The organism is Kribbella sp. CA-245084 (assembly GCF_050942355.1).
Taxonomy (GTDB): domain Bacteria; phylum Actinomycetota; class Actinomycetes; order Propionibacteriales; family Kribbellaceae; genus Kribbella.
Map to the genome: position 1 here is coordinate 7,653,420 of NZ_CP192053.1, position 25,011 is coordinate 7,678,430.

Annotated in this window: 27 protein-coding genes; 5 read left to right on the plus strand and 22 right to left on the minus strand. The window is 68.7% G+C overall.

From position 1 onward, the window contains the following. Positions 1–9: 9 nt before the first annotated feature. On the plus strand, positions 10–783 hold the full coding sequence (locus ACQPYH_RS36455; RefSeq protein ID WP_432881019.1) for an LLM class F420-dependent oxidoreductase: 774 nt from the start codon (positions 10–12) through the stop codon (positions 781–783). Between the two features lie 47 nt (positions 784–830). Here ACQPYH_RS36455 and ACQPYH_RS36460 read toward each other — a convergent pair whose 3' ends face one another. Beyond that, positions 831–1,577, minus strand: coding sequence for a hypothetical protein (locus ACQPYH_RS36460; protein ID WP_432881021.1), 747 nt, complete (start codon positions 1,575–1,577; stop codon positions 831–833). A 61-nt stretch (positions 1,578–1,638) separates the two neighbouring features. Further along, complete coding sequence (locus ACQPYH_RS36465) at positions 1,639–2,487, minus strand: uracil-DNA glycosylase (RefSeq protein WP_432881023.1); 849 nt, start codon at positions 2,485–2,487, stop codon at positions 1,639–1,641. Positions 2,488–2,504: 17 nt separating this feature from the next. On the opposite strand from ACQPYH_RS36465, the gene ACQPYH_RS36470 reads away from it, so the two are divergent. Next, positions 2,505–3,029: a flavoprotein gene (locus ACQPYH_RS36470; protein WP_432881025.1), complete on the plus strand. Its 525-nt coding sequence runs from the start codon at positions 2,505–2,507 to the stop codon at positions 3,027–3,029. Here the strand turns inward: ACQPYH_RS36470 and ACQPYH_RS36475 are convergent. Beyond that, positions 3,018–4,448, minus strand: a complete 1,431-nt coding sequence (locus ACQPYH_RS36475; protein WP_432881027.1) for an MFS transporter — start codon at positions 4,446–4,448, stop codon at positions 3,018–3,020. The two genes, ACQPYH_RS36470 and ACQPYH_RS36475, sit on opposite strands and share 12 nt — an antisense overlap. Before the next feature lie 128 nt (positions 4,449–4,576). Here ACQPYH_RS36475 and ACQPYH_RS36480 point away from each other — a divergent pair, with 128 nt between their 5' ends. Further along, entirely contained in the window at positions 4,577–5,152 is a 576-nt protein-coding gene (locus ACQPYH_RS36480) for a TetR/AcrR family transcriptional regulator (RefSeq protein WP_432881031.1), read from the plus strand. 9 nt (positions 5,153–5,161) lie between these two features. Here the strand turns inward: ACQPYH_RS36480 and ACQPYH_RS36485 are convergent, their stop codons facing one another. The 8 genes from ACQPYH_RS36485 to ACQPYH_RS36520 all read right to left on the minus strand — a co-directional run bounded on the left by ACQPYH_RS36485 (position 5,162) and on the right by ACQPYH_RS36520 (position 10,586). Further along, positions 5,162–5,563: a type II toxin-antitoxin system VapC family toxin gene (locus tag ACQPYH_RS36485; RefSeq protein ID WP_432881034.1), complete on the minus strand. Its 402-nt coding sequence runs from the start codon at positions 5,561–5,563 to the stop codon at positions 5,162–5,164. Next, positions 5,560–5,856 (minus strand): type II toxin-antitoxin system Phd/YefM family antitoxin, encoded by a 297-nt coding sequence (locus ACQPYH_RS36490; RefSeq protein WP_432881036.1) that lies wholly within the window; start codon positions 5,854–5,856, stop codon positions 5,560–5,562. The genes ACQPYH_RS36485 and ACQPYH_RS36490 overlap by 4 nt, the downstream gene beginning before the upstream one ends. Positions 5,857–5,896: 40 nt before the next feature. Next, positions 5,897–6,805, minus strand: a complete 909-nt coding sequence (locus ACQPYH_RS36495; RefSeq protein WP_432881038.1) for an exopolyphosphatase — start codon at positions 6,803–6,805, stop codon at positions 5,897–5,899. Further along, a complete protein-coding gene (locus ACQPYH_RS36500) occupies positions 6,798–7,280 on the minus strand; it encodes a DUF501 domain-containing protein (protein ID WP_432881040.1) in 483 nt (160 codons plus the stop codon). Before ACQPYH_RS36500 ends, ACQPYH_RS36495 begins: the two co-directional genes overlap by 8 nt. After that, positions 7,277–7,882 carry an FtsB family cell division protein gene (locus ACQPYH_RS36505; protein ID WP_432881042.1) on the minus strand — a complete coding sequence of 202 codons (606 nt, stop codon included), beginning with the start codon at positions 7,880–7,882 and terminating at the stop codon, positions 7,277–7,279. Before ACQPYH_RS36505 ends, ACQPYH_RS36500 begins: the two co-directional genes overlap by 4 nt. 34 nt (positions 7,883–7,916) lie before the next feature. Further along, a complete protein-coding gene (gene eno / locus ACQPYH_RS36510) occupies positions 7,917–9,197 on the minus strand; it encodes a phosphopyruvate hydratase (RefSeq protein WP_130440502.1) in 1,281 nt (426 codons plus the stop codon). Positions 9,198–9,258: 61 nt separating this feature from the next. Next, complete coding sequence (locus tag ACQPYH_RS36515; RefSeq protein WP_432881044.1) at positions 9,259–9,783, minus strand: RNA 2'-phosphotransferase; 525 nt, start codon at positions 9,781–9,783, stop codon at positions 9,259–9,261. After that, on the minus strand, positions 9,780–10,586 hold the full coding sequence (locus ACQPYH_RS36520; RefSeq protein WP_432881046.1) for a LysR family transcriptional regulator: 807 nt from the start codon (positions 10,584–10,586) through the stop codon (positions 9,780–9,782). The genes ACQPYH_RS36515 and ACQPYH_RS36520 overlap by 4 nt, the downstream gene beginning before the upstream one ends. A 47-nt stretch (positions 10,587–10,633) precedes the next feature. Here ACQPYH_RS36520 and ACQPYH_RS36525 point away from each other — a divergent pair, with 47 nt between their 5' ends. Further along, entirely contained in the window at positions 10,634–10,942 is a 309-nt protein-coding gene (locus tag ACQPYH_RS36525; RefSeq protein ID WP_432881048.1) for a hypothetical protein, read from the plus strand. On the opposite strand, the gene ACQPYH_RS36530 is transcribed toward ACQPYH_RS36525, so the two are convergent. The 10 genes from ACQPYH_RS36530 to ACQPYH_RS36575 all read right to left on the minus strand — a co-directional run bounded on the left by ACQPYH_RS36530 (position 10,916) and on the right by ACQPYH_RS36575 (position 23,203). Beyond that, positions 10,916–12,106: a PLP-dependent aminotransferase family protein gene (locus ACQPYH_RS36530; RefSeq protein WP_432881050.1), complete on the minus strand. Its 1,191-nt coding sequence runs from the start codon at positions 12,104–12,106 to the stop codon at positions 10,916–10,918. The genes ACQPYH_RS36525 and ACQPYH_RS36530 overlap by 27 nt on opposite strands. A 44-nt stretch (positions 12,107–12,150) precedes the next feature. Continuing rightward, complete coding sequence (locus tag ACQPYH_RS36535; RefSeq protein ID WP_432881052.1) at positions 12,151–12,984, minus strand: phosphotransferase enzyme family protein; 834 nt, start codon at positions 12,982–12,984, stop codon at positions 12,151–12,153. A 49-nt stretch (positions 12,985–13,033) separates the two neighbouring features. Further along, positions 13,034–14,005 (minus strand): MazG family protein, encoded by a 972-nt coding sequence (locus ACQPYH_RS36540; protein ID WP_432881054.1) that lies wholly within the window; start codon positions 14,003–14,005, stop codon positions 13,034–13,036. A 6-nt stretch (positions 14,006–14,011) separates the two neighbouring features. Further along, positions 14,012–14,635, minus strand: coding sequence for a hypothetical protein (locus tag ACQPYH_RS36545; protein WP_432881056.1), 624 nt, complete (start codon positions 14,633–14,635; stop codon positions 14,012–14,014). A gap of 29 nt (positions 14,636–14,664) precedes the next feature. Beyond that, positions 14,665–18,294, minus strand: coding sequence for a transcription-repair coupling factor (gene mfd / locus ACQPYH_RS36550; RefSeq protein WP_432881059.1), 3,630 nt, complete (start codon positions 18,292–18,294; stop codon positions 14,665–14,667). Positions 18,295–18,307: 13 nt separating this feature from the next. Beyond that, the gene (pth, locus tag ACQPYH_RS36555; RefSeq protein ID WP_432881061.1) at positions 18,308–18,883 is read right to left on the minus strand and encodes an aminoacyl-tRNA hydrolase; all 576 of its coding nucleotides are present in this window, start codon (positions 18,881–18,883) and stop codon (positions 18,308–18,310) included. A 45-nt stretch (positions 18,884–18,928) separates the two neighbouring features. After that, on the minus strand, positions 18,929–19,558 hold the full coding sequence (locus ACQPYH_RS36560) for a 50S ribosomal protein L25/general stress protein Ctc (RefSeq protein ID WP_432881063.1): 630 nt from the start codon (positions 19,556–19,558) through the stop codon (positions 18,929–18,931). A 280-nt stretch (positions 19,559–19,838) separates the two neighbouring features. Next, complete coding sequence (locus ACQPYH_RS36565; protein WP_432881065.1) at positions 19,839–20,600, minus strand: NAD(P)-binding domain-containing protein; 762 nt, start codon at positions 20,598–20,600, stop codon at positions 19,839–19,841. Positions 20,601–20,609: 9 nt separating this feature from the next. After that, the gene (locus ACQPYH_RS36570; protein WP_432881068.1) at positions 20,610–21,251 is read right to left on the minus strand and encodes a response regulator transcription factor; all 642 of its coding nucleotides are present in this window, start codon (positions 21,249–21,251) and stop codon (positions 20,610–20,612) included. Further along, on the minus strand, positions 21,239–23,203 hold the full coding sequence (locus ACQPYH_RS36575) for a sensor histidine kinase (RefSeq protein WP_432881071.1): 1,965 nt from the start codon (positions 23,201–23,203) through the stop codon (positions 21,239–21,241). The genes ACQPYH_RS36570 and ACQPYH_RS36575 overlap by 13 nt, the downstream gene beginning before the upstream one ends. A 137-nt stretch (positions 23,204–23,340) precedes the next feature. Between ACQPYH_RS36575 and ACQPYH_RS36580 the strand changes: the two genes are divergently transcribed. Next, the gene (locus ACQPYH_RS36580; protein WP_432881073.1) at positions 23,341–24,015 is read left to right on the plus strand and encodes a hypothetical protein; all 675 of its coding nucleotides are present in this window, start codon (positions 23,341–23,343) and stop codon (positions 24,013–24,015) included. Here the strand turns inward: ACQPYH_RS36580 and ACQPYH_RS36585 are convergent. Further along, entirely contained in the window at positions 24,012–24,992 is a 981-nt protein-coding gene (locus ACQPYH_RS36585; protein ID WP_432881076.1) for a ribose-phosphate diphosphokinase, read from the minus strand. The two genes, ACQPYH_RS36580 and ACQPYH_RS36585, sit on opposite strands and share 4 nt — an antisense overlap. Positions 24,993–25,011: the final 19 nt, after the last annotated feature.

A 25,011-nucleotide genomic window follows, 5' to 3' on the forward strand; every position in this document is an offset into this window, starting at 1 on the left:
GCGACTTTCGTGAGACCGGTACGGATCGGTGTACAACTGGCGCCGCAGCGCGCCGATTATGTGGATATTCGGCGTGCGGCTGGTGAGGTCGAGGGGCTCGGGGCTGATGCGCTGTTCACCTGGGACCACTTCTTCCCGTTGGGGAAGAATGCTGAGGGCAAGCATTTCGAGGGATGGACGACGCTTGCCGCGCTGGCCGAGCAGACCTCGCGGGTGGAGCTCGGGGTACTGGTCAGCTGCAACAGTTACCGCAACCCGGACCTGCTGGCCGACATGGCCCGGACGGTCGACCACATCAGCGACGGGCGGGTGATTCTCGGTGTCGGAGCCGGGTTCAAGGAGCGCGAGTTCCTCGAGTACGGATACGAGTTCCCGTCGCCCGGGCGCCGCGTCGCCGAGCTGGCCGATGCACTGCCGAGGATCAAGAAGCGCCTGGCCGCGCTGAACCCGCCGCCGGTCGGCCGGATGCCGATCCTGATCGCCGGCGGTGGCGAGCAGAAGATGCTCCGGGTGGTCGCCGCGCACGCCGACATCTGGAACACCTTCGCCGAGGGCGACGACCTGATCCGCAAGCTGGGTCTGCTGCAGCAGTACTGCGCCGAGATCGGCCGCGACCCGTCGGAGATCGAGTACTCCGTCCACGTCGGCGGCGATCCCCGCCAGTCCGGACCGGCCTTGCGCGAGCTGGGCGTCAGCCTGTTCACGACGTCGACCAGCGGGCCGGACTACAACCTCGACACCGCCCGGCAGTGGATCGCCTGGCGCGACGAACAGAACGACTGACAGCGGCGGGCAGGACGGCGTCAGGTGTTGCTGGGTGAGATCTCCGGTTATCGGGCGATGTCGGCCTGGTAGCAGGTCAGCTGCCAGGCCGCCTGGCTCGCTTCGACGCCGCGCGGCCGGGTGCAGTGGCCGGAGGCGAAGGTGAGCGTGCGGTCGCCGGCTAGGTAGCACCAGGCTTCGTAGTCTTCGTCGGTGCCGTAGGCGTAGGAGAGGTAGTGCTTGACGGGTTGGCCTGCAAGGAACGGGGTTTGGAGGCGGTGTTGGGCTTCTAGGGGGAGGTTGCCTAGGAAGCCGCGCATTTCTTGGGTGAGGTTCAGTTGTGGGGGTGGGGCGGCGGCGGGCTGGGGAGTGCCGGCTCGGCCTGGGACGAGGTTGCGCAGGGCGCCTCGTGGTTTGGTGGGTTGTTGCTGTACGACGGCGTGCTTGAGGCTGGACGGGACGAACTGGTCCAGGCGCACGCTCTGGGTGCGCTGGCCTTGCTCATTTACGCGTGGAGTCGTCACGGCTAGACCGTTCGGGCCCAGGACGACGGCGTACGGGCGGTCGTGTTCGCGTTTGTGGCGGTCGGCCCACCAGTCGATTCTCGGGCCGACCTTGCGCTCGACGTACGCCTTGACGTCGTCGTGGAGCTCTTCCCAGAAGTGGAACCGGTCCGGGGAAGGGACGAAGTTGAAGTCCGTCGCGTCATGGGCGCCGGGCAGCTGCGGCGTGGCGGTCGAGCGCTCCACACCGCCCGCCTCGCGACGCGTGGCGGGGCGTCCGCGGGACTGCTCGGGCAGATTCCCACTCGTCATGTGAACACCCGCTTCGGAGGCATGCGGCGAGCTTCCAACACCTTCATCACTCGGGTCAACCTCACTTCTGCGGCTCTGTGGATGACCCGGCCAACGTCTTGGCTCTGGTGAGGACGGCGTCGAGCATGGGTTCGGTGAGCTTGCCGGTGAAAGTGTTCTGCTGGCTGGGGTGGAAGCAGCCGAGGACGGTGATATCGCCTTGTGGGGTTGGGATCTGGTGTTCCACGGCGTGGCCGAACTTGGGGCGCGGTCGTGGGATGGTTGCGCCTAAAGATGCGAGTCCGCTGAGCAGGGCGTCGTACCCGAACTTGCCCAAGCAGACGATTGCTCGGGTGGTGCGGAGCGACAGTTCGAGCTCGCGGCGGAACCACGGGGCGCAGTTGTCGCGTTCGTCGGGCGTGGGTTTGTTGGCGGGTGGCGCACAGCGGACGGCGGCGATCATGCGCGCGCCGCTCAGGTGCAGGCCGTCGCCAGCGTGTTCGCTGGTGGGCTGGTTGGCGAGACCGATGCGGTAGAGCGACGCGAACAGCCAGTCACCCGAGCGGTCGCCGGTGAAGACGCGGCCGGTGCGGTTGCCGCCGTTCGCCGCGGGGGCGAGTCCGGCGATAAGGATGCGCGGGGCCGGGTCTCCCCAGCCAGGGATCGGGCGGCCCCAGTAAGGCTGATCGGCGAAGGACTTTCGCTTGCCGACAGCAACATCTTCCCGCCATTCAACGAGCCGCGGACAGGCGCGACAGACGGAGACCCGCCCTTCCAGTTCGCGCAGGTCGTCGGTTGCCGCGAGCTTCACGACCTCGGCCGGGTCTTGTGCCACCGGTGTACGTCGTACTGCGGGATCCTCCGGCCATCCGGTCCCGGGCGGCACCGGGCTCTCGAACAACTGCCCCGTCAGCGGATGCGGAAGCTTCATCCCCTCAGACTAAAGACATGAGCATCATCGGAGTCGTCGCGTCCGCCACAGGCGGGGTCGAGCAACTACGGCAGGGGTTGGTTGTACCTCTCGTCGTCAGCGGCCACCAGGTCGCGATCACCCTCACACCCAGGGCAGCTGAGTGGCTCGCGCCGGCCGAGCGGTGGGAACTGGAGCGCATCACCGGTCTCCCCGTGCGCTCACACCCTCGGCGACCTGATGAGCCGCGGCCGCATCCGCCGATCGACGTTTTCGTTGCCGCGCCCGCCAGTGCGAACACCGTCGCCAAGCTGGCGCTCGGGATCGGGGACAACCAGGCGTTGTCCGTCCTGTCCGAGGGTCTCGGGAGTACGCCGATGGTGGTGTTCCCGCGCGTGAACGCGGCCCACGCGAGGCATCCCGCGTGGGCCGGTCATCTGGCGACGCTGCGCGCGGCAGGCGTCGTACTCATCGAATGGGAACTACGCGAGCCGCGAGAACCGGGCGGACGGGTGCTGCCGTGGGCCCGCATTCTCGCTGCCGTCGAGGGACTAGGCGGCTAGCTCCTCGACCGGCTGCGGTTCGGTTGCCTCGACGGGCCGCGTACGGCGAGGGCTCGGAATCGCCAGCGCCAGTACGACGGCTGCGGCAGCGAATGCGGCCAGCAGGAGGAACGTGTCGGTGAAGCCCGACTCGGCGGGAAGGCCGGATGGCTGGAGGTGGCCGGTGATGATCGAGCTGGCCAGCGCCGTACCGATGGAGCCGCCGATGGTGCGGATGTTGGTGTTCATGCCGGTGGCGGCACCGGTCTGCTCGCGCGGGACGTTCTGCACGATCAGGCTGGTCATGGACGCGTAGGCGAGCCCAAGCCCGATGCCGAACAGGGCCGTGGAGAGCGCCACCTGCCACTGCTGGTCGTGGAACTCCGCAAAGAGCAGCGCCGCGACCAGGCTGAGCGCGGAACCGGAGACGACCTGTGCCTTCACGTTGAACCGCGGTGCGAGCGGGCCGCTCATGGACCCGGTGACCGCCATCGTCACCAGCATCGGCAGCATCAGCAGGCCGGCCTGCGTCACGCTCGCCCCGAAGCCGAAACCAGCGGCCTTCGGGATCTGCAGGAACTGCGGCACGAACGCGTACACCGCGAACATCGCCGCGCCGAACAGCAGCGCCACGAGGTTCGTCGTCCACACCGCCGGGCGGCGCATCATCCGCATGTCGATCAGCGGGCTCCGCGAGCGGAGTTCGACGGTGATCCAGCCGACGAGCAGTACGACGGCCAGTGCGAACAGGCCGACCGTACGGACGGAGCCCCAGCCCCACGTGCGGCCGCTGCTCAGCGGGAGCAGCAGCGCGATCAGCCAGCCGGACAGGAAGGCTGCGGCGAGCCAGTCGATTCGGCCTGGCACGCGGTTCGGTGACTCCGGGACGTACCGGCGTACCAGCACGGCCGACACGCTGACGACCGCCATCGGGACCCAGAACAGCCAGCGCCAGCCGAGCCACTCCACGATCGGGCCGGCCAGTACGATTCCCAGCCCGCCGCCGGCGGCGATGATCGCGGAGACCACGCCGACCACGGACGGCACGCGCTCGGCCGGGAACTCGTCCCGGATGATCCCGAACGCCAGCGGGAAGACGGCGCCGCCGACGCCCTGGAAGACGCGGGCAGCGATCAGTACACCGATGTTCGGCGCGAGGGCCGCGATCAGACAGCCGACGGCGAGCGCGCCGAGGGCGATGAACAGCGTGCGCTCCTTGCCGACCATGTCGCCGATGCGGCCGAGGAGTGGTGTTGCGACCGAGACGGACAGCAGAAGCGCGGTGAAGACCCAGGTGACCGTGCTCGGGGTGGTGTGCAGGTCGTGCTGGATGACGGGCAGCGCCGGGCTCACCAGCGACTGCAGCATCGAGAACGATGCGACGACCGTGGCGAGGACCGCCAAGGTCAGTCGCGGGTTTCCAGACCTGATGACAGGCATGCAGAAGTCCTTCGAAAGGGTGTGATCACGCCGTAGGACGGCGTGGGAGTCCCCGGCCTGGTAAAGTCGAGGTGTGCCTCCACTATAGCGGAGGGATGCCTCCGGTAACAACTGGCTAAGGTGATCGAATGGACAGCGCGCAGAGCAGACCGGCTTTGCAGGTCGACGTACGGCGGCCGCAGCGGGCCGACGCGCGGCGGAATTTCGACGCGCTGCTCGCCGCTGCCCGGGACGCGTTCGCCTCCAAGGGCGTCGAGGCGTCGCTCGAGGACATCGCCCGCCAGGCCGGTGTCGGCATCGGCACGCTGTACCGCAACTTCCCGAACCGTCAGGACCTGCTCAACGCGGTGTACTTCGGCGAGATCGAGGAGCTGTGCATCGCGGCGGAGAAGGTCGCCGATCTACCGCCGTGGGACGCGCTGACGACGTGGCTGCACCGCTTCGTCGAGTACGCCGCGACCAAGCGCGCGATCTGGGAGTCCCTGAACCGCGAGACCGAGAACTTCAAGACGGCACGAGCGGCGATGTACGCGGCCGGCACACCGCTGTTCGAGCGAGCCCAAGAGGCCGGCGAGGCCCGCAAGGACGTCTCCTTCGACGACCTCCTCCGCATGGTCAGCGGCCTCACCGCCGCCGGCTTCGTAGACCAAGCCCAACGCGACCGAGTCCTCACCATCGCCCTGGACGGCGTCCGCATCAGGTGAACGAACGCCTCACCCGCGAGGACTGACGATCTCGAAGCCCGCGTCCCTGCCCGCCTCAGCCAGCCGGTCGTCGTATGTGGCCAAGCCGGTCAGATCCGCTCCGAGCACCCGGGCGGTCGCCAGATGAATCGCATCCAGAGACCGCAGCATACGATCCGGTTCGTTCATCGCGGCGTCCACGATGTCGTCGTCGATGCTGATGAAGTCGAAGGCAAGAAGTAGATCTCGCGCATCCGGGAGCACGGCAGGAAAGACCCGCGTCACCGCCCTCATGACCTCGATCCGCAGCAAGGCCGAACTCACCCATGCTGCGCCGACCGCCTGGTCGTAGAACTCTGCGAATGCCTTGGAGTGGCTCTCTTCCACCAGCAACTTGAGCGCTGCCGAGGTGTCGAGGTAGTACAGACTCACCAAGACTCCTCGTCGCGCAGTGCGGCGAGCGCATCACTCAGCCGATCGGTGCCGTCGCCGGCACGCATCCGCGGCCGGAACCCCGGCCGTACAGCTGCGCGCACCCTGCCTTGCTCCGTGAGCCGATCCAGCACCGGTGTCGCCGCCCGCTCGTCGACGGGCACGATCCGCGCGACCAGCCGACCATACTCGGTCACATCGATCGTCTCGCCATGCCGGACGCGGGCCAGCACCTCGCTGGTCCGGTGGCGCAGTTCCCGCAGCCCCACGGCATGTTCGTTCGGAGTAACCATGCCGCAAAGGTAGCACAATTTTGTGACACAATCTCGTGATCTAGGCGAGGGAGAGGGCGACGCCGTCGAGGATGTCGTGTTCGGAGATGAGCAGTTCGTTGAGGTCGAGGCGGTTGAAGAGGCGTTGGAGGATTACTGCGCCGGCGCCGATGACGTCTACTCGGCCGGGGTGGATGGAGGGGACGGCGGAGCGGGCGGTGCGGGTTGAGGTTGTGAGCCAGGTGGTTGCTTGGCGCAAGTGGTCCGCCGACAGGTGTGCGTGGTGGACGGCTGTGCGGTCGTACTGCGGGAGGCCCAGCGCGACGGCGGCGACGGTGGTGCAGGTGCCGGCTACGCCGATGAGGGCGCGGGCCTGAGCCAGCGCGACTGTGGTGCTGTCGAGGAGGGCGTCGACGTCGCGCGTGATGGCGGCCAGTTCGGCGGGGCTGGTTGGGTCGGTGGTTACGTGGCGCTCGGTGAGGCGCACTGAGCCGATGTCGAGGGACTGCGCTGCTATCAGGCCATCAGAGTTTCCCAGGACCAACTCGGTGGAGCCGCCGCCGATGTCGGCGACCAGGTACGGCGCGGGGAGGTCGAGCGAGGTGGTTGCGCCGCGGAAGCTCAGTTCGGCTTCTTCGCGGCCTGAGATGATCTCGGGCTGCACGCCGATGCGTTCTTGAACGCCGGTGAAGAAGGCGTCGCGGTTGCTGACGTCTCGGGCCGCGGAGGTCGCGACGAAGCGGATCCTGCTGACGGCCTTGGACTCTAGGACGGATGCGAAGTCCTCACAGGCCGCGAAGACGCGGGCGAGGGCTTCCGGGGCGAAGGTTCCGGTGGCGTCGACACCCTGACCGAGGCGGACGATCGTCATCCGCCGGTCGACCTCAACCAGCTGACCGTCGACAAGATCCGCAATCAGCAGCCGGATGGAGTTGGTTCCGCAGTCAACGGCAGCAACGCGCTCAGACACACGGCCCTCGGCGGCCCCAGTCGTCCAGGGCTTCAAGGGCCTCGTCTCCCAGCGGGTTCACGCCGGGACCGGCGGCCAACGAGTGGCCCACCAGCACGTGCAAACACTTCACGCGGGTCGGCATACCGCCGGCAGTGATACCGGCGATTTCCGGGACGTGTTCGATCGACTCGCGATGGGCGAGGTACGACTCGTGAGCGGCGCGGTAGCGGGCGGCCAGGTCCTCGTCTTCCGCCAGCCGGTCGGTCATTTCCTTCATCATGCCGGAGGCCTCGAGCGTCCCGATCGCCGACGCGAGCCGCGGGCACGTCACGTAGTACGTGGTGGGGAACGGCGTGCCGTCCGGCAGGCGCGGCTCGGTCTCGACCACGTCCGGGAGGCCGCAGGTGCAGCGGTGCGCGATCGAGCGGATGCCGCGCGCAGTACGGCCGAGCTGCTTGCTGACTGCTTCTTGGTCGGCGGGGCTGACGCTCACCTGGTTACCTTAGGTGACGGCGTGATGATCGGCTTCGGGGTGGGCTTGGCCGGCGTCGGCGTCGCGGCCACCGGCGGCTTGCCGGCGCCTTCGACGCTCCCCCACAGCTTCGTGTACCAGGTCGGCTTCTGCGTGTCCGTCGCACCGTCGGACGGCGTCGACGGCTCCGGCGGGGCGCCGACCGGCTTCCCGTCCGCGCCGATCACGCGGTACCCGACCTCGCCCGGCATCACCCAACCGAGCCGCTGCCGCGCCTGCGCCTTCACGTACGCGTCGTCGTTCCACCGGGCGATCTCGTCGTTCAGCTCGCCGACCCGCTTCTCCCGGTCGCGGATCTCCTGCTGCAGCGCGCTGACCTGCTGGTGCTGGTCGAACCACACTCGCAGACTCTGCGCGTACGACACGATCAACGCCCCGAGGACGAGCAGTACGACGGCCGCCCGCCCGGTCAGGTTGCGCGAACCCCTGGTCCGCGCCGGCTCCGGCTGGGTTCCCGCCGTACGGCGTTTGGGCTGGTCGCCCCGCCGGGCCGGTGGACGCGACTGGGTCCGGCTCGACGGACGCGAGCCTGGGCGTGCACCGGATTCCCGACGGGACGGCATACCTGGATCCTCCCTAAGAATTCAACGCAGCACGTCAGCCCTGGAAGCGCGGGAAGGCCGAGCGACCGGCGTACGTCGCCGCGTCGTCGAGCTCCTCCTCGATCCGGAGCAGCTGGTTGTACTTCGCGGTGCGGTCGGACCGGGCCGGAGCGCCGGACTTGATCTGGCCGCAGTTGGTCGCGACCGCGAGGTCGGCGATCGTGGTGTCCTCGGTCTCGCCGGAGCGGTGGCTCATCATGCAGGTGAAGCCGCTGCGGTGGGCCAGGTCGACGGCGTCCAGCGTCTCGCTCAGCGAGCCGATCTGGTTCACCTTGACCAGCAGGCTGTTCGCCGACTTCTCGGTGATACCGCGCTGCAGCCGCTCGACGTTGGTGACGAACAGGTCGTCGCCGACGATCTGGATCTTGTCGCCGAGCTGACCGGTCAGGCTCTTCCAGCCGTCCCAGTCCTCCTCGTTCAGCGGGTCCTCGATCGAGACGATCGGGTACGACGCGACCAGGTCGGCGTAGTAGGCGATCATCTCGTCCGCGGACTTCTTGCCGCCCTCGAACGCGTACACGCCGTCGGTGTGGAACTCGCTCGCCGCGACGTCCATCGCCAGCGCGATGTCCTTGCCGAGCTGCAGACCGGCCTTCTCGATCGCGACCGCGATCAGGTCGAGGGCCTCACGGTTGCTGGCCAGGTTCGGCGCGAAACCGCCCTCGTCGCCGAGGCCGGTGGACAGGCCGCGCTCCTTCAGTACTGCCTTCAGCGCGTGGTAGACGGTCGCGCCCTGCATCAGCGCCTCGCCGTACGTCGCGGCGCCGATCGGAGCGATCATGAACTCCTGGACGTCGACGTTGCTGTCCGCGTGCGCGCCGCCGTTCAGGATGTTCATCATCGGCACCGGCAGGACGTGCGCGTTCGGGCCGCCGACGTAGCGGAACAGCGGCAGGCCGGAGCTGTCCGCGGCCGCCTTGGCAACCGCGAGGCTGACGCCGAGGATGGCGTTGGCGCCGAGCTTGGCCTTGTTCGGGGTGCCGTCCAGGTCGAGGAGGGCCTGGTCGATCAGCCGCTGCTCGTGGACGTCGTACCCGACGATCTCCTTGTCGATGTCCTCCAGGATCGCGGTGATCGCCTTCTGGACACCCTTGCCGCCGTACCGCTCCTTGTCGCCGTCACGCAGCTCGACGGCCTCGAACTGGCCGGTGGACGCGCCCGACGGGACGGCCGCCCGGGCGACGGTGTCGTCGTCGAGTAGAACCTCGACCTCGACAGTGGGGTTGCCGCGCGAGTCGAGGATCTCGCGGGCGCCGACGGCCTCGATGGTGGCCACTATTGACTCCCAAGTTCTCGATGACGAATCGGTCCCGAGCCTAGCCTCCAGACCACCAGCCTCAGTGGACCGCGTCGGTCCTAACGATCGCATCCACAGGTACCTCCCGCGTCAGTAACACTCCGTTGGGCGCCCGAAAGACCGCAAGATCGCCGGAATCCACACCCAGCAAGACTTCTACGCGCGTGCGCCGCCCGACCTCGCTGTCCTTCGACGGCGCCAGATGCACGTGGGTACGCCGCCCCGGCCGCAAACCCTCCCGCTCGATCGCCGCCAGCGCGGTGCGATTCGTCCCGTGCCACAGCAGGTCTACGGGGTAGACCCGTTCCCAACTGTTCTCCAAGGCTTCACGCGTCACCGGCATCCCCGCCAGCGAGTGGCCCTGGCAGGCGCGGATCCGGTCGCCGTCGATCTGCAGCCGGCGTTTGTCGTTCTGCTCCACCGCCGCGTCGAGCGCCGCGCGATCGAGCCCGAGCAGGCGCAGTACGTCGGCGATCGCCACCCAGCCGTCCGCACTCATCGTGAGGCCGCGCTCACCTGCTGTATGCCGGAGCAGCTTGGAGATCGCGCGGCTGTCCTTGCTCACCCCAGCATCCCCCTCAGTTCGGACACCCGTTCGCTGCGGTCCGGGCGCGTGACGACGTAGTACCGCACCGGCGGCAGATCCTTGACCGGGATCTTGCGCACGGCTGCCGTCGTACGCACGGAGCCGTTGACGACGGCCGGTCCTATACCGAGACGGACGAAGTGGACCAGCAGTTCCCACCCTTCGGCCTCAACCGCGACGGACCACCGGATCCCCTGATCGAGCATGCTCCGCTCCAGCTGCTGCCGATGCGGCCGATCCTTCGGCGGTACGACGAGCGCCTCGTCCTGCAGATCCTTCAACCGCACGGTACGACGCTCCGCGAGCCGGTGGCCGGTCCGCGTGATCAGGGTCTGCGGGTATTGCGCCAGCAGCTCGCACTCGAGGTCGTCCGGCGGGACACCCAGCGCCGTGACGCCGATATCCGCCGTACCTTCACGCACGGCCGCGAGCGTCGCGCTGGCATCGCCGGTGCGAAGCTGTAGCTCTCGGCCCTTCGCGACAAACCGCCGGATGGGGTCTCCGAGCAGGTACAGATACGTGCCCGATCCCGCAATGAGAACCAGGGGCCGCGGCGGGAGTGCGTCCAGCGTGCCCAGGAACTCGGCCGCGCGATCCCGGCTGTCGTTCGCGAACGCCGCGAGCCGCTCGCCGGCGTCCGTCAGGTGCAGGAGCCGACCTTGCTTCACATACAGCGAGGTGTCGAGACGGTGCTCGAGCTTCCGGATGCGGGTATGCAGGGCCGGCTGACTGACGTGCAACTCCTCGGCGGCGCGCGTGAAGTTGCGGTGCCGCGCAAACACCGCGAACGCCTGCAGTACCAGGTGCTTTCGAGGCGATCGCGCGGTTGGTGCCGCTCTTCGACGAGACCTGGTTGGTGTCGAAGTGCGGACCGCGGATCCAGCAGCGGTCGCTGGAGTGGCTGGCACACCATCGCTTCTGGGAACTGACCGGGGTTGCTGAGGGCAACGTCCGGTTCTGTTTGCGGCGGCCGGAGAAGGCGGTTCACTGTGCCGAGCTCGGGATCACGCATTTCGTCGATGACAAACCGGACGTGATCAGGGCGATCACGCCGGTTGTCGCGAACCGGTACCTCTTCAAGGACTGGGCGAGCACCGAGGCGGCGGTTCGGCTAGCTCTCGAGTTGGCGGCGTACTAGGTCGCCCAGTTGTTGGAGGCCGTGGAGGAGGCGGTCGTCGGGGATGCCGGAGTAGCTGAGGCGGGCGTGGTTGGGCTCGTGGTGGACCGGGAAGAAGGTTGCTCCGGGGACGTAGGCGATCTTCGCCGGCAGGAGCGTCTCCTGCATGAACTTCGCGGCGTCGAAACCCTCAGGGAACGAAAGCCAGGTGAACAGCCCGCCGTCCGGCCGGGTGAACCGGACGGACGGCGGCAGCACCTCGTCGAGCGTCGCCAGCGCGAGATCGCGCTTGTGGCGGTAGACCGCGTTGCCGTCGGCGATGTGGCGGTCGATGTCGTAGCGGCCAAGGTACGCGGCTGCCGCAGCCATGTTGAGCGTGCTGCTCTGGGTGTCGGCGGCAAGCTTCAGCAGCCCGAGTTTCTCCAGCACATCGGGCGCTGCGACCGCCCATCCCAGCCGCACGCCGGGGGCAAGGATTTTCGAGAAGCTGCCGACATGGACCACCCGGCCCTCGGTGTCGAGACTCTTCAGCGTCGGCAGGTGGCTGCCCTCGTAGCGCAGATCGCGGTACGGCGTGTCCTCCAGGACCACGAGCTGATGCCGATTGGCCAGCTCGATCAGCCGCCGGCGACGCTCGAGGCTCAGCGTGACGCCGGTCGGGTTCTGGAAATCGGGCACGGTGTACAGCAGCTTGGCACCCGGGTTCCGCGCCAGGGTCTCCTCGAGATGGTCCACGTCCATCCCGTCGTCGTCGATGCGCACCGGCGCGTAGCGCGGTTCGTACGGCGCGAACGCGATCAGCGCGCCGAGGAACGTTGGGTTCTCGGTGATGACGACGTCGCCCGCGTCGAGCAGGAGCTTGGCGGTCAGATCGAGGCCCTGCTGACCGCCTTGGACGATCAGTACGTCGTCGGCGCCGCACACAGTCCCACCGCGCGTGAGCCGTTCCGCGATCAGCTTGCGCAGCTCCGGGAGCCCACGGGACTCGGTGTACTGCAGGGTGCCGGCGGTTGCCGTGGTGAGAAGCTCGTGGAAGATCTCGCTGAGCTCGCTCATCGGGAACAGCGCCGGGTCGGGGTAGCCGCCGCCGAACGAGATCAGCTCCGGGTCGTCGCCGAGCCGCAGAAGCTCGCGGATGGCGGACGGGCGGACCCCGTTGATCCGGCGCGCGTAGTGGATGGCCACGATCGTGCTCCTCTCAGTTCACAGCGAAGTTCACAGCCCGAAGTTCACAGCCCGAACGAACTGCGGGCGTGGGCGAGGCCGCGGGCGTTGTCCGCAGGGCCGGAGATGCCCGTGAGGACATTGTTCGCGATCCGCCAAGCGAAGTACCCCGCCTGGACCGCCCATCGGACGCGCAGGAACATGTCCAGGCCTCGGTCCACTTCGTCGGACAGCTCAGGGCGTTGGCGCAGGTACGCCGGTACGACCTGGTCACTGGTGTACATGACGGCAGACGCCACGTCGTACAGGATCGGACCCTCCATGGCGCTCCCCCAGTCGATCAGCGCAACCTCGCCGTCGGCCTGCCGCCGGAAAGCCTCGGCGGCCGGATCGCCGTGCAGCCAGGCCCACGAGAGCCGGCCTAGCGCGATCGCTTCGGTCACCGCGCCCTCGACCGCCGGCCGGATCCAGGGCTCGAGATCCAGACTCTCCTCGAACGGCAGCAGGAAACGCAGCCAGTCGGCTGTATCGCCGGGTTCCACCGCTGCGGCCGCATGCACCCGCCCGAGCAGGTCGCCGATCTCGGCCTGATCCGTCTCAACCAGCTCCGGCCCGTCGACGTACTCGAGAACCGCAACCTGCCGCCCGTCGACCCGCTCCACGAGCCGCCCGTGATTGCTGGGCGTTGGCCGGCCGGTGGTGAGCCCGGCATCATCCAGCCGCACTGCGAGCGCGAGGCCCGGCTCGAACGCGGTGTCATCCTCACCAACAGCCTTCAACACCAGCCGCCGGCCCTCATGCGAGACCAGGTACGCCGCGGAGTTCATCCCGCCCGTGAGCGGTTCGACGACGTCGGGCTTCAGGTTCCAGTGCTCCCGCAGTACCTCGGCGACGTCCATGCCTCCAGCTTGTCAGCCGACGGCCCGTCACGCCGGTGAATTAGCCGAGTCAGGCGCTCTCGGCGGCGCGGATCTGGTCGGCCAGTGAGGCGACTGCTGTCCGTAGTGCCTGCTCGGCGTCGACGCCGAGGCTGCGGGCTTCACGCACGATGGCGAGGAGCTCCGGGCCGATCTGGTCCGCGGACATCGCCCCAGAAGTGGCGTCCGATGGCAGGACCTTCGCCGAGCGACCCAGGACCTTGTCGGCCAGGGCTAGGGCCGGCAGGGCGAGGGGGATGCCTTCGAGGACCGAGGAGCGCTGCTTCTCGGCGGCCTTGATGGTTTCCCAGTTGGCCTCGACGGCGGCGGCGTCCGCGGCGTCGACGGTGCCGAAGACGTGGGGATGGCGGCGGATAAGTTTCTCGACGATGCCGGCCGAGACGTCGTCGATCGTGAAAGCCTCGTCGGGGTTGTCCTCGGCGATCCGCGAGTGGAACGCGACCTGCAGCAGCAGATCCCCCAGCTCCTCCTGCAGGTGCGAGAGGTCGCCGGTGTCGATTGCCTCGAGCGTCTCGTAGGTCTCTTCCAGGAGATAGCGAGCGAGGCTCTCGTGGGTCTGTTCCTGGTCCCACGGGCAGTTGCGGCGGAGGCGGTCCATCACGCGCACGAGGTCGATCAGCCGGGCGCCGGGTACGTCGTACGAGCCGTGAATGATCTCCACCTGGTACGACGGCTCGCGGACGAGCTCGTCGGACACGACCCGGAGGAGACCCGGCTCGCCGTCGTCCCCGGTGAGCCAGACGACCTGTCGGCCGGCGGCGGCCGCGGACGACAGCCAGCTCCAGGCGGCGGAGACGCCGGCCTCGACCTGGGTGACGACCAGTCCGGAGCCGATCACAGCCTGTACGTCGGGCCGGCCCGGACCGCCCGAGGCGCCGATCTCGTCGGCGGCCTCGAGGGCCTGCCAGGTCGCGCGGGTCAGCAGGCCCGGCGCGACCCGGGGACTGGTGAGTACGACCGTGATCGTCCCACCGCTACTCATGAACCGTCAGCCCTGGGGTTGGGCCTGCTGGGCCGCGTCGGCGGCGGCCTTGCGCTTGGCGGCCGTCTGGGGCGACTCGATAGAGAGGGAGCCGGAGACCGTCGTGTCGAGTTTGCCGTCGGTCCACTGGCCGAAGCGCGGCGCGACCGAGACGTTGATGTCCTTCGACGCGTCCTTCACCGCGAGCAGGCCTTGCTGCAGCTTGGCCTGGTCCTGCAGGTCCTTGCTGGTGCCGCCGCCGAGCTTGACGGTGACGACCGCGGACGTCGCGACGTCGTTGAGGAAGTCGCGCGCGACCGTGTCGCTCTGGAACTTCTCGTACGTCGCCTCGTCGTCGCCGACCGCGTTCTTGGCCGCTGCCGCGGTCTCCGCGGGCGTGACCGTGATCGACTTGTCCTGCTGGACCTGCCCGAGGATCGCGTTGTTCACCAGGTCGCTGAGCGCGGCGGCGGTGTTGTAGTTCTGCCCGAGTGCGGTGGTCACCGCCTGCGAGGTCTTGTCGACGTCGCCGATGCTGATCTCGGTCGTGCCGACAACGGCTGCCGCACCCGGGTGTGTGCCCGCCGCGCATCCACCGGTCAGCAGCACGATCGCCGCCACCGCACCGAGAGCCCGAAGCCGTGTACTCACCGAATCTCCTCGTATCCCACTCGTAAGTTTCACGCCGGCACCACAATAGGTTCGGCGATCACGTCGTCGATCAACCGGGTGCACCATTGCAGCAACTCCTGGTCGCGGAGCGGCTGACCGCCGACCGGCCTGGTGGCAGGTCTCGGCACCAGAATGGTATGCAGTTGCGGCTTCACCAGACTCTTCGGGTACAGCCTGTTGAGCCGGAGCACCTTCGAATCGGGTAGCTCGACCGGCCCGAACCGGATCATGTTCCCCTGCAGCGTGACGTCGTGCAGCCCCGCCCGGCGGGCGTGGTTGCGGAACTTCGCCACCTCGATCAGGTTCAGCACGGCCTGCGGAATGTCGCCGTACCGGTCGTGCAGTTCCTCGACCAGCTCGGCGATGCCGTCCTCGTCGCGGACCGCCGCCAGCCGCTGGTACATCTCGAGCCGCAGCCGCTGGGACGGGATGTAGTCGTGCGGCAGGTGCGCGTCGATCGGCACCTCGATCTTGACCTCGGGCTCCTCCGCCTGGGTGTCGCCGCGGTACTCCGCGACCGCCTCGCCGACCAGCCGGACGTACAGGTCGAACCCGACGTCCGCGATATGCCCGGACTGCTCGCCGCCGAGCAGGTTGCCCGCGCCGCGGATCTCGAGGTCCTTCATCGCGACCGCCATACCGCCGCCGAGATCGGCGTGCTGCGCGATCGTGGCCAGCCGGTCGTGCGCGGTCTCGGTGAGCGGCTTCTCCGGCGGGAAGAAGAAGTAGGCGTACGCGCGCTCGCGGCCACGGCCGACGCGACCGCGGAGCTGGTGCAGCTGCGACAGGCCGAGCAGGTCGGAGCGCTCGACGATCATCGTGTTCGCGTTCGAGATGTCGATCCCGGACTCGACGATCGTCGTACAGACGATCACGTCGGACTGCTTCTCCCAGAAGCCCTGGATCACGTTCTCGAGCGTGTGCTCGTTCATCTGGCCGTGCGCGACCGACACCCGCGCCTCGGGCACCAGCTGACGGATCCGGGCGGCGGCCTTCTCGATCGTGTTCACCCGGTTGTGGACGACGAAGACCTGACCCTCGCGCAGCAGCTCGCGCCGGATCGCCGCGGTCACCTGGTGCTCGTCGTACGCGCCGACGAAGGTCAGCACCGGGTGCCGCTCCTCGGGCGGGGTCGCGATCGTCGACATCTCGCGGATGCCGGTGATCGACATCTCCAGCGTCCGCGGGATCGGCGTCGCGGACATCGTCAGCACGTCGACGGCCGTGCGCAGCCGCTTCAGCTGCTCCTTGTGCTCGACGCCGAACCGCTGCTCCTCGTCGACGACGACCAGGCCGAGATCCTTGAACGCGACCTCACCGCTGAACAGCCGGTGCGTCCCGATCACCACGTCGACCGACCCGTCGGCGAGGCCGTCGATCGTTGCCTTCGCCTCCTTGTCGGTCTGGAACCGCGACAACGGCGCGACGTTCACCGGGAAGGCGGCGTACCGCTCGGCGAAGGTCGCGTAGTGCTGCTGCACGAGCAGGGTGGTCGGCACGAGTACGGCGACCTGCTTGCCGTCCTGCACTGCCTTGAACGCGGCCCGTACGGCGATCTCGGTCTTGCCGTAGCCGACGTCACCGCAGACGATCCGGTCCATCGGCATGACGCGTTCCATGTCGTGCTTGACGTCGTCGATCGTGGCGAGCTGGTCCGGCGTCTCCACGAACGGGAACGCGTCCTCGAGCTCGCGCTGCCACGGGGTGTCCTTGGCGAAGGCGTGCCCCTTGGTCGCCTGGCGTGCGGCGTACAGCTTGATCAGCTCGCCGGCGATCTGGCGGACGGCCTTGCGGGCGCGGCCCTTGCGCTTGGCCCAGTCGCCGCCGCCCATCTTGTCCAGCGTCGGCTGCTCGCCGCCGACGTACCGCGTGACCTGGTCGAGCTGGTCGGTCGGCACGTACAGCCGGTCGCCCGGTTGACCGCGCTTGCTCGGCGCGAACTCGATCACGACGTACTCGCGGGTGGCCTTCTGGGAGCCCGATCCGACCGTGCGCTGCATCATCTCGACGTACCGGCCGACGCCGTGCTGCTCGTGGACGACGTAGTCGCCGGGCTGCAGCTCCAGCGGGTCGATCGTCTTCTTCCGGCGCGACGGCATCCGTTGCTGGGAACGGCGTTCGGCCGCGGACCGCTGGCCGGCCAGGTCGTTCTCGGTGAGTACGGCGAACTTGATGCCCTCAGCAATGAACCCGTGGTCCAGCTGTCCCTGCGAGATCAGTACGACGCCGGGCTCCGGGATCTCCTCGATCCCTTCGACCACGCGCGCCGGCAGCTCGGCCTCGGAGAACACCTCGGCCAGGCGCTGCGCGGGACCGTGTCCTTCGGTGACGCAGACGACGCGCCAGCCGTCCCGCAGCCAGCCGCGGATGTCCTCGGCCGCGGCCGCCGTCTCACCGCGGTACGGATCGACTTCGTGGACCGCGAGGATCTTGCTCGTGACCGCCCCGGCCTCGGCATCGATGTCGAACGAGATCCGCTCGCCCATCGAGTCCCGAAGCTCAGGCAGGTCCGTCGGCGCCGCCGCGAACGGCGAGAGGCTCCACCAGGCCAGACCCTTGCCCAGGGCCTGCGACCGGACGTCACCGAGCGACATGTACGCCGCTGCGCCGAGGTCGATCGGGGCCTCGCCACCACCGGCGGCCGCGGCCCACGACGCCTCCAGGAACTCCTGGCTGGTCGCGACCAGATCGTGTGCCCGGGCTCGGACCCGCTCGGGGTCGCTGACGATGACGTGCGCACCGGCCGGCATCAGGTCGACCAGCAGCTCCATGTCGTCGACGAGGACCGGCGCCAGTGCCTCCATACCCTCGACGGCATGCCCCTCGGCGAGCTTCTCGAACAGCTCGGCCAGCTCGGGGTGTTCCTTCGCCAGTACGGCGGCGCGCGAGCGGACCTCGTCCGTCAGCAGCAGCTCACGGCAGGGTGGCGCCCAGAGCCCGTGCTCGGCGATGTCCAGCGAGCGCTGGTCGGCGACCGCGAAGTACCGGATCTCCTCGATGTCGTCGCCGAAGAAGTCGACCCGCAGCGGGTGTTCCTCGGTCGGCGGGAACACGTCGATGATGCCGCCGCGGACCGCGAACTCACCACGGCGCTCGACCAGATCGACCCGGTGGTACGCCGCTCCGGCGAGCCGCTCGACAACGTCCTCGAGCTCGACCGAGTCGCCGACGTGCAACTGCACCGGCTTCAGGTCGGCCAGGCCGGCCACCTGCGGCTGCAGCACCGACCGCACGGGCGCGACCAGGATCTTGATCGGTCCGGTGGTCTCGTCGGACGGATCCGGGTGCACGAGACGTCGCAGTACGGCGAGACGCCGGCCGACCGTGTCGGAACGCGGCGAGAGGCGCTCGTGCGGGAGGGTCTCCCACGCCGGGTAGTAGGCGACCGTGCTGGGCTCCTCGACGAGGCACTGCAGCTCCTCGGCGAGCTCCTCGGCCTCGCGGAAGGTGGCCGTGACCGCGAGGACCGGCCGGTCGGCGCCGTTCTGTGCTGCTGCGATCGCGGCGAGCAGGACCGGGCGCACCGGGCCGGGCGCGCTCAGGTCGAGGGTCGTGACACCGTCACTGCGGGCGTCACGGACGGCCTCGGACACCACCGGATCGGTGATCAGGGTGTCTACCAGGCCGGTCAGATTCACGAGTTGTCCATCGTCACGAGTTGTACCGCCCTTGGGTGGCGTCGAGGCCGTCGGTGAGCAGGGACTCGACGGCGTCCGCGGTCCGGTCGACGGCGAACGGAAGATCCTTGCGTTCGGTCGAGGAGAACTCGTTGAGGACGAAGTCGGCGGGCGCCTGCCGGCCCGGCGGACGACCCACACCGAACCGCACTCGATAGTACTCACCGGTGCCAAGCGATTTCCGCAGCGACTTGAGCCCGTTGTGGCCGTTGTCCCCGCCGCCGAACTTGCACCGCAGTACGCCGAAGTCGATGTCGAGCTCGTCGTGGACGACGAGCAGGTTGGCCGGGTCGAGCTTGAAGAACTTCAGCAGGCCGGAGATCGGGCCGCCGGACTCGTTCATGTACGCGCGGGGCTTGGCCAGCACCGTCCGCAGGCCGCTGATCCGGGTCTCGATCACCTCGGCCTTGACCTGCTTGCTCTGCTTCCACTTGCCGCCGGTCCGGGCCGCCAGCTCATCGGCCACCAGGTGACCGATGTTGTGCCGGGTGCGGGCATAGGAAGGGCCGGGATTCCCCAGTCCGACGACCAACCACACGTCGTCCGCCACGGATCCCGGCCCTCCTGAAGTTCGGCTGCTGATGCCGAGTGCAGACTACTCGGCTGCGGCGGCCACCGGCTCCGCGGCCGAGTCGGCGGCGGCGGCGGCCTCTTCGCCCTCGGTCTCGCCCTCGAGCTGCTCCGCGGTCGGCTGCGCGGTGATGTTCACGACCAGGGTGTCCGGCTCGATCGCCAGCGTCGTACCGGTCGGGAGCTTCAGGTCGGAGGCGTGGATCTGGGCGCCGACCTCCAGGCCCTCGATCGAGACGGTGACGCCGTCGGGGATGTGCGTCGCCTCGGCCTCGACCAGGATGCTCTGCGCCTCCAGGACGACCAGGGCGTCGCTGACGGCCTCGCCCTCGAGGTGGACGGCGATGTCGACCTGGACCTTCTCGCCACGGCGGACGATGACGAGGTCGACGTGCTCGATGAAGCCCTTGATCGGGTCGCGCTGGACCTGCTTCGGCAGCGCGAGGTGGGACTCTCCGCCCTCGACCTCGATCATCAGCAGGGCGTTGGCGGTCTTCAGGGCCAGCATGGTGTCGTGACCGGGCAGCGTGATGTGCACCGGGTCACTGCCGTGGCCGTAGAGGACAGCGGGAACCTTGTTGTCCCGGCGGATTCGGCGGGCAGCCCCCTTGCCGAACTCCGTACGCGATTCGGCTTGGATCTTGACCTCGGCCACGAGATGAACTCCTAAAAGCGTTGCGGTGATCAGTTGTCTGTATGGAACTCGGCTGCGGCCTCAGCGGGCGCCTGCTGACCCCGGAGAAGGCGTCAGGCAACGAACCACCGCGTCGATCACGGAGCCGCGCCCTGCACTTCTCGGGGGGCGTCCCTCGCCGAGGCAACCAAAACAGTCTACCCACCACTCCGCCCAGACGGGAAATCGTGCTTCCAAGGCACTTTGCTCCCCGCGCGGCGGCAGTTCCGGTGACCCGTTTCCGCCCGTACGTTGCCGCGGGTCAGGTGAGTTTGGTCCAGACCTCTCGGAGGGCGCGGGCGGCGTTGCCTTCGAGGCCGGCGTTGTCGAGGGTTTCGGCTAGTTCGTCGAACTCGGGGCCCCAGCGCCAGGCGACGCTGCGGAGCTGGTCGGGGAGCGTCGGGTCCTTGAGGGAACCGCCGTCGGCGCGGGTTTGCTGCGCGACGAGCGCCTCGGTCACGCCGTGCTTCTCGGCCAGCTGGAACGCCAGCACCGCCAGCGCTGCCTTGCCCTTGTTGTAGAGCGCGTACGACGACTTCGCCGCGCTCGCCGCACCCGGCTCCGTGCCGACCACCATCGGGGTGACCGCGGTCCCGTCCCACAGCGCAGCGACCTCGGCGGCCGCAATACCGGACAGCATCAGATGCGTCGGGCTCGGTCCACCGGTCGGCGGCGGCCCGACCACGCCGGCGTCGACGAAGGTCGCATCCGGTACGGCGGACTGGGCCTCGCGCAGCGACATCGGCGACAGCGGGTTCGCCTCGACGTACAGACCGTTGAAGCCCACGCTGCCGACCTGCTTGGCGATGTCCACGGCTCCCTGTGGAGCGCACGAGCACAAGACGACGTCAGCAAGCTCGACCGCCCGCGGGAACGGCGTACCGATCAGGCCGGCGTCTTCGGCGCGCTGCTGTGAAGCCTCGCTGCGTCCCTCGGGGACCCAATGCACCTCGTGACCGGCAGCGACCAGTTGCTTGGCGAGCTTCGAGCCCATGGCGCCGGGATGGAAGACGGCGATTCGCATGCCGCCAATCTAGTGCCCGCCGAGGTACGCGAGGACTGCCAGCACGCGGCGGTGCTGCTCGTCGTTGGTGAGCAGTCCGAGCTTCGCCAGGATGCTGCCGACGTGCGTCTCGACGGTCCGTTCGGTCAGGAACAGCCGCCGGCTGATGCCGACGTTCGTGCAGCCTTCGGCCATCAAGGCGAGTACCTCACGCTCGCGCGGCGTCAACGGCGCAAGGCGATCGTCGGCGCGCTGGCGCCCGATCAACCGTGCGACCACCTCGGGGTCGAGCGCGGACCCGCCGGCGGCGACACGGTCGAGCGCGTCGAGGAACTGGTCCACGGCGAGCACGCGATCCTTCAGCAGGTACCCGAACCGGCCGGTCGCGACGAGCTCGACCGAGTGCCGCGTCTCGACGTGCTGGGACAGCAGCACGATGCCGAGCTCTGGGTTCTGCATCCGCAGCCGGCGCGCCGCCCGGGCGCCGTCGTCGGTGTGGTCCGGCGGCATCCGGATGTCGATCAGCGCCAGATCCGGCGCCGTCTGGGCAACCGTCGTCATCAGGCTCGGAGTATCCACCGCCAGGCCCGCGATCTCGTGCCCTGCATCGGCCAGCAACCGCGCAAGCCCCTCCCGGAACAACGCCGAATCCTCCCCGATCACGATCCGCACGGCAGCACCACTTCCACCGTCGTACCGCGTCCGGCCGGGCTGCGGAGCTCCAGCGAACCGCCGACCGCCGCGACCCGGTCGAGCAACCCGCTCAGACCTGAGCCGGGCCGAGGCGATGCTCCCCCGCACCCGTCGTCCTCGATCCGCACCGTCACCTCGTCACCCGCCCGAGCAACTCGGACCGCGATCGCCGTCGCATTCGCGTACTTCGCCGCGTTGGTGACCGCCTCGGCCGCAACGAAGTACGCCGTGGTCGCCAGCTCCTCCGGCAGATCGGACGGAATCTGCAGCCGGACCGGAATCGGCAACGACTGCGTGATCGCACTCAGCGCAGCCTGCAATCCGTCGTCCAGGCTGGTCGGACGCAGCCCGTGCGCGATCTGGCGCAGTTCGGCGACCGCGGTGGCCAACTCCGCGACCCCCTGGTCCAGCAGCCCGTCGACGTCGACTGTCCCGTCGTCCAGGTGCCGCTGAGCCAACCGCATCGCCATCCCGAGCGACACCAGCCGCTGCTGAGCTCCGTCGTGCAGGTCCCGCTCCAGCCTCCGCCGTTCGGCATCACCCGCCTGGACGAGCCGCGTCCGGCTGGCCTCGACCTCACGCAGCGCACCAGCCAGCTCCGCGCGCAGCCGCGTCACCTCGACCAGACTGGCCGCCCCAGCCGCCACAGCCTTCAGTACTGCGGGATTCAGCCCGTCAGACGCCAGTACGCCGATCTGCGCACCGCCCAGCATCACCGGCACGAGCTGTGGCCGGCGGACCGGCGTACCAGCAGCGTCCACGAAGCCGGATGCTCCTGGGACGAGGAGCCCGACTCGTAGGCCGGGATCGCGCAACGCAGTACGCAGAGCGGCCTCCAACTCCTCCGGCTGCGCCTGCTCAGTGTGGATCCGCCGCTGCAGGTCCTCAATCGCCAGCAGGGCTGCACGCCGTGGCGGGTAGAGGCGCCTGTCGACCCAGCCCTGCAAGCGGGACCGCAGTGGAGACAGGAGCAGCGCACACACGGCCGTAGCTGCGGCAGCTACGACTGCTGAGTCACTGATGATCAGTCCGAGCGAGACGGCGGCAGCGGCGTACGTGCCGAGCAGGACGACTGTGACGATGCCGTAGGTGACGGTGTCGGCCAGCACGCGATCGACGTCGTACAACTCGTGGCGGAGCATCGCGATAGCGACCGACACGGGGAGGCTCACCAATGCGACCACGCCGAAGACAGTGGCGATGACGCCGGTGTGGCCGGTGATGATCAGCTCGGCCCCGCAGACGAACGGGTAGAGCACAGCGGCCAGACCGGCCAGCGAGAGCCATTTCACCTGCGCCCGCATCCTGCTGTCGGCTCGGCGGTACCGCAGGACCACTGAGACTGCGACCGCGATCAGCGCAACGAGCAGCGCACCGAAAGCGGCCCCGCTGAGGATCTTGAGCGGCAACGGCATCGGGGCATACGGCCTGGGCAGATCTTGTAGAGGCTCGAGGAACGGCGTCGAGTTGAAGGCGCCGAACACTTGCTGGGCAGCGCCGAGCAGCACCAGGACAGGTGGAAGCACGCGCCAGCGCGGACCGGGTAGCCGGCCGTTCGGGAAGTACAGCAGCAACAGACCGACCGCGACGAACAGCCACCAGCCGCTCTCGTCGAACCACGCGACCACCCGGCTGTCCAGCGGCAGTCTGCCCGGATCACTCACCACAGCGCTGAAGTAGACGTCACGCGAAGCCAGGAAGACCGCTGTCGCACCGACCCAGGTCAGAAGCGCCCCGACAGCGTTGCGCGGGACCCGCAGGCTGATCACGAGCCCCAGCACGGCGGTGGCCGTCGCGACACCGCCCAGGCCGATGTAGTTCCGCAGCGTGTGCGGACCGGTGCGGTAGGCGATCAGGAGCCAGCTACTCCCCACGACCATCGCCAGGACGAGCAGGGAGAGACCGAGCGCGACCCACCGTGGCCACCGCATGTCGTCAGGGTAAGGCCGCGATTCGCCTCCACGGCTCCGAGCCAGCACGGAGATCTGTCTCCGTGGCCGCTCCGATGTGTCACCCCGGTGCTGACCGGTTCCCTGAACTGTCAGAACTCATCAAGGGGGCCCACACCATGTCCACGGAAACCACCAGGCAGCCAGCCGTACCGACTGCCGATCCCATCACCCGCCGGCGCATCGGGATCGCCGGCCTGATCCTCGCGACCAGCGCCGTCCTCGCCCTGCCCGGTGGAGTCCTCTGGCCGGAGCCTTCCGGCGGCGGCGACACCTACGCGTACGGCGACATCCAGCCGCTCCGCGACCGCTGGTGGGGACTGCTCGTCTTCCTCAGCGCCAACCTGGTGCTCAACGTCCTGGCCCAGGCACTGCTCACCGTCTACCTCGTCCGCCGCCGCGGTGCAGCCTGGGCGACGGTCGGCGGCCTGATCATGTGGATCGGTACGGCGCTGTACGCCGTCGGCGTGGGCGGCTGGGCAGCGGCGTACTACTTCGCTACCGCTCCCGGCGTCGATCCGTCGGCGATGGACCGCATCGGCGACGACACCCTGCATCTGCTGGGCCCGCTGATGATCGGATCGCTGCTGGTCGCACTCGGCACGCTCGTCCAGGCGGTCGGGCTGTTCCGGTCGCACGCCGTACCGCGCTGGATCCCGGTGCTGTGGCTGACGATCGTGCTGACCTTCGTCATCCCCGGCAACGGCTGGGTCGGCCTGCTCACCGCCGTACCGATGTGCGCGGCGTCCATCGGTACGGCGTACTACGCCTGGCGTCGTAGCAGTGCTGTTTAGGCGCGGCCCTCGAACAGGCTGGTCACCGAGCCGTCCTCGAAGACCTCGCGGATGGCTCGGCTGATCAGCGGCGCGATCGACAGCTCGGTGAGCTTGTCGAAGCGGCGGTCCTCCGCGATCGGGAGCGTGTTGGTGACGATGACCTCGCTGGCCTGGCAGTTCTTCAGCCGGTCCACCGCCGGACCGGACAGGATCGCGTGGGTCGCGGCGATCACCACCCCGGCGGCGCCCTCGGCGTACAGGGCGTCGGCGGCCTTGGTGATCGTGCCGGCGGTGTCGATCATGTCGTCGACCAGGATGCAGACCCGGCCCTTGACCTCACCGACGACCCGGTTCGCGACCGTCTCGTTCGGGCGGTCGATGTCACGGGTCTTGTGGATGAATGCCAGCGGCGCACCGCCGAGGCGGGCCGACCACTGCTCGGCCACCTTGATCCGGCCGGCGTCCGGCGAGACCACGGCCAGCTGCTGGTCGCCGTACTTCTGCCCGACGTAGTCACTGAGGATCGGCAGCGCCATCAGGTGGTCCACCGGGCCGTCGAAGAAGCCCTGGATCTGCGAGGTGTGCAGGTCGACGCAGATCAGCCGGTTCGCGCCCGCGGTCTTGAACAGGTCGGCCATCAGCCGGGCCGAGATCGGTTCGCGGCCGCGGTGCTTCTTGTCCTGTCGCGCGTACCCGTAGAACGGGAGCACCACGGTGATCCGCTTGGCCGACGCCCGCTTCAGCGCGTCGACCATGATCAGCTGCTCCATGATCCACTCGTTGATCGGCGAGGTGTGGCTCTGGATCACGAACGCGTCGCTGCCCCGGACCGACTCCTCGAACCGGACGTAGATCTCGCCGTTGGCGAAGTCGTACGCCTGCGTCGGAACCAGGCCGCTGCCGAGCTCCTCGGAGACCTGCGCGGCCAACGCGGGATGCGCCCGGCCGGAGAAGACCATCAGGTTCTTCTCGGTGGTTCGTTTCATCCCGCTCATCGCCGCGCCTCCCGTTGTT